General features: G+C 73.3%; 4 protein-coding genes. All 4 read left to right on the forward strand.

Annotated elements, in window-relative coordinates:
• Window positions 1-177: 177 nt before the first annotated feature.
• The 4 genes from H5J29_RS23150 (at window position 178) to H5J29_RS23165 (ending at window position 4,143) form a co-directional block, all read left to right on the forward strand.
• Complete coding sequence (locus H5J29_RS23150) at window positions 178-384, forward strand: hypothetical protein (RefSeq protein WP_181783145.1); 207 nt, start codon at window positions 178-180, stop codon at window positions 382-384.
• 24 nt (window positions 385-408) lie between these two features.
• On the forward strand, window positions 409-1,401 hold the full coding sequence (dapA, locus tag H5J29_RS23155) for a 4-hydroxy-tetrahydrodipicolinate synthase (RefSeq protein ID WP_181783146.1): 993 nt from the start codon (window positions 409-411) through the stop codon (window positions 1,399-1,401).
• 193 nt (window positions 1,402-1,594) lie between these two features.
• Window positions 1,595-3,229: a ribonuclease J gene (locus H5J29_RS23160; protein WP_246394174.1), complete on the forward strand. Its 1,635-nt coding sequence runs from the start codon at window positions 1,595-1,597 to the stop codon at window positions 3,227-3,229.
• A 116-nt stretch (window positions 3,230-3,345) separates the two neighbouring features.
• Window positions 3,346-4,143 carry a DNA translocase FtsK 4TM domain-containing protein gene (locus H5J29_RS23165; RefSeq protein WP_181783148.1) on the forward strand — a complete coding sequence of 266 codons (798 nt, stop codon included), beginning with the start codon at window positions 3,346-3,348 and terminating at the stop codon, window positions 4,141-4,143.
• Window positions 4,144-4,169: the final 26 nt, after the last annotated feature.

Here is a 4,169-nt window from a genome sequence, read left to right on the forward strand (position 1 = left end):
TAGACCACCCCGCCTCAAGCCGCGTCGATACTCCTGACCGTCAGCACGTGCAGGGTGCGCTCGCCCCGGTAGCCGTCCCTCCCGTGCCTGCGCGGGCAGCAGATCACGGCGGCGCTGCCGACCACACCCGACGCGGTCCTCTTCAGCGAGCGCTCGCTCGCCCTGGATCTCCCCGCCGTGACCGCGACCCGGTGCGCCGACCCGGACGGGCTGTACCGGGTCCGCTACACCGGGCTCAAGCTCGTCCTGCGCAGCACCGACCAGATGTTGTTCCTGCCGGCGGACTGGACCCCCGGCTCGGGTACGGCGGTGGTGCTGAAGCGGACCGACGCGCTCCGCGTCGAGTTCGCGGCGCCCGGGGCCCCGCGCAACCAGACCTGTTGAGGCCGGGACGGTACCGTCACCCCCATGAGCCCCACGCCCGCGCGTCCCTTCGGCCAGGTGCTGACCGCCATGGTCACCCCGTTCGACGTCGACGGGCGGCTGGACCTGGCGAAGGCGGAGGAGCTCGCGGCGCACCTGGTGGACCTGGGCAACGACGGGCTCGTCGTCAACGGCACCACCGGCGAGGGGCCGACGACCAGCGACGAGGAGAAGGCCGCGCTGGTCCGGGCCGTGGTGAGCGCGGTGGGGGATCGGGCGACCGTGGTCGCGGGGGCCGGGACCTACGACACCGCGCACAGCGTGCACCTCGCGCGGCAGGCGGAGAAGGCGGGGGCGCACGGGCTGCTCGTCGTCACGCCGTACTACTCGCGGCCGCCGCAGAACGGCCTGGTCCTGCACTTCACCGCGGTCGCGGACGCCACCGAGCTGCCGGTGATGCTCTACGACATCCCGCCGCGCTCGGTCGTGCCGATCGAGCTCGAGACGCTGCAGCGGCTCGCGCAGCACCCGCGGATCGTCGCGGTGAAGGACGCCCGCAACGACCTGCGCGTCGGCACCGAGGTGCTGGCCACCACCACGCTCGCCTACTACTCGGGCGACGACCCGGTGAACCTGCCCTGGCTCTCCGTCGGGGCGGTGGGGTTCGTGTCCGTGATCGGGCACGTCGTGGCGGACCGGCTCCGCGCCCTGCTCGACGCGTACGAGGCGGGCGAGCACGCCCGGGCCCGCGCCCTGCACTACGCGATGATCCCGCTGCTGCGCGGGATGGGTCGCGTCGGCGGCGTGGTGTTCTCCAAGACCGCACTGCGGCTGCGCGGGCTGGACGTGGGCGAACCGCGTCTGCCGCTGCCCCCGGCCACCGACGAGCAGATCGCGCTGATCGCCGCGGACCTGATGGCGGGCGGCGTCGCGCTCGACCCGGACCGCATCCCGCACGCCCGCCCGGCCGATCCCGGCCACGGCGCGTTGGGCACGCGCACCACCACCGACCTGGGGGCCGAGGTCGCGTACCGCTGAGGCGGCCGACCAGGCCCGATCCCCCTCCGAAGAGAGAGCACATCACTTGAGCCGTCCCTCCTCCCGCAACGACCGGCGGAACCGCAACCGGGGCCGCCGGGACCGGTCGTTCGACCGTCCGGCACCGCCGCCGGAAGTCACCAACCCGGCCGAGCTCCCCGGGGGCCCGCCGCCTGCGCTCCCAGAGGGGGCCTTGAGGGTCTACGCCCTCGGCGGCATCGGCGAGATCGGCCGCAACATGACGGTCTTCGAGTACGAGGACCGGCTGATGGTCGTGGACTGCGGGGTCCTGTTCCCGTCGGACGACTCGCCCGGCGTCGACCTGATCCTGCCGGACTTCCGGGCGATCGAGCACCGGCTCGACGACATCGACGTCCTGGTCCTCACCCACGGCCACGAGGACCACATCGGCGCGGTGCCGTTCCTGCTCCGGCAGAAGCCGGACCTGCTGGTCGTCGGCTCGCGGTTCACGCTCGCGCTGGTCGCGGCCAAGTGCAAGGAGCACCGTCTCACCCCGCACCTGCTGGAGGTGAAGGAGGGCGACCGGCTGCACCACGGGCCGTGGGACTGCGAGTACTTCGCGGTCAACCACTCCATCCCCGACGCGCTCGCCGTCGCCATCCGCACGCCCGCGGGCCTCGTGCTGCACACCGGTGACATCAAGCTGGACCAGCTCCCGCTCGACGACCGGCTCACCGACCTCGCGGGCTTCTCGCGGCTCGGCGACGAGGGCGTGGACCTGTTCCTCGTGGACTCCACGAACGCCGACGTGCCGGGCTTCGTCACGCCGGAGCGCGAGATCGGCCCCGTCATCTCCGACGTGTTCGCCAAGGCGCCGTCGCGGATCATCGTGGCGTGCTTCGCCAGCCACGTGCACCGCGTGCAGCAGGTGCTCGACGCGGCCGCCGCGCACGGCCGCAAGGTCTGCTTCGCGGGCCGCTCGATGGTCCGGAACATGGCCCTGGCGGGCGAGCTGGACCTGCTCAACGTGCCGGAGGGGCTGCTCGTCGACCTCGACGACGCGATGAAGCTGCCCGACGACCAGCTGGTCCTGGTCTCGACCGGCTCCCAGGGCGAGCCGCTGAGCGCGCTGTCTCGGATGGCACGCGGCGACCACCGCAGCGTGATCATCCGGCCCGAGGACACGATCGTGCTGGCCAGCTCGCTGATCCCGGGCAACGAGACCGCGATCTTCGCCGTGATCAACGGGTTGACCCGGCTCGGCGCCAAGGTCGTGCACCAGGGCAACGCGAAGGTGCACGTCTCGGGCCACTCGCCTGCCGGTGAGCTGCTGTTCCTCTACAACGCGGTGCGGCCGAGCAACGTCATGCCCGCGCACGGCGAGTGGCGGCACCTGCGGGCGAACAAGGCCCTCGCGGTGGCGACCGGCGTGCCCGAGGAGAGCGTCGTGATCGCCGAGGACGGCGTGGTCGTCGACCTGGTCGACGGGCGCGCCGCGATCACCGGGCGGGTCGAGGTCGGCCGGGTGTACGTGGACGGCAACCTCGTCGGTGACATCGGCGACACCACGCTGTCGGACCGGCTGGTGCTCGGCGAGGGCGGGTTCATCTCGATCACCGTGGCCATCGACAAGACCACGGGCCGGGCGATCTCCCGCCCGACCGTGTCCGGCCGCGGCTTCTCGGACGACCCCAAGGCGCTCGACGCCGTCCTCCCGCTGGTGGAGGACGAGCTGTCGCGCACCGAGAACGACGGCATCACCGACCCGCACCGCGTGGCGCAGTCGGTGCGCCGGATCGTCGGGAAGTGGGTGGGGGAGACCTACCGCCGCCGCCCGATGATCGTCCCGACCGTCATCGGCGTCTGAGGGCCCGGAGCGTCCGACTCGCGCGTCGGGAGCGGGGGACTCGCGGAGCGTGAGTCGGACGGGGCGGGGTGTGGCGGTCACGGGATTCGTCGGGTTCCGCGACTACCGTGGGCGACATGGCAGGACGAGGAGCGGCCGGGCGGGCCGCGAGCGGTGAGGCATGGGCGACGGCCGGTTCCGGTCGGCCGCGGGCGTCCTCCTCGCGCACCCGCTCGTCCTCCCCGTCCCGGTCGGGTTCGGCGCGCTCCCGGACCCCGGCGAAGCGCACCCCGGCGAGGCGTCCACCCGCGAAGAAGCAGCCGGACCTGATCGACAAGGGGATCGACGCGGTCGGCCGCGGCGTCGTCAAGATGACGAAGTCCGCGGGCCGCGCCGCCGGGCGGACCCGGGAGATCGACCCGGCCCACCGCCGGGACGGGCTCGGAGTGCTGTTCATCGTGCTCGCCGTGATCTCCGCGGCGGGCATCTGGTGGGGTGCGGGGGGTCCCGTCGGGCGCGGGTTCTCCGCGGGCGTCGGCGCCGTCTTCGGGCTGGCGGGCGCACTGCTCCCGGTGATCCTGCTGATCGTGGGCGTGGTGCTGATGACCACGCCGTCGCACCCGGAGGCCCGGCCGCGGATCGCCGTGGGCACCCTGCTGCTCACCCTCGGCGTGCTCGGCATGATCCACCTGTTCTCCGGCTCGCCGGACGATCCCGCCAGCTGGGCCACCGGCGGCGGGGCGGTCGGGTACGTCGCCGCCACGCCGTTGGCCAGCGGGCTCACCGCCTGGGTCGCCGTGCCGGTCCTGCTGCTGCTGAGCTTCTACGCGTTCCTGGTGCTCACGGCCACGCCGGTGCGCGAGGTGCCCAACCGCGTCCGCCGGTTGCTGGGCAGGCCGGAGGTCATCCCTGACGGCGTGGGGTCAGGGGGGTAGGTCCAGGGCGTCGGCGGCGTTGTGGC

Source organism: Pseudonocardia pini, from assembly GCF_013870575.1.
Classification (GTDB): Bacteria; Actinomycetota; Actinomycetes; order Mycobacteriales; family Pseudonocardiaceae; genus Pseudonocardia; species Pseudonocardia pini.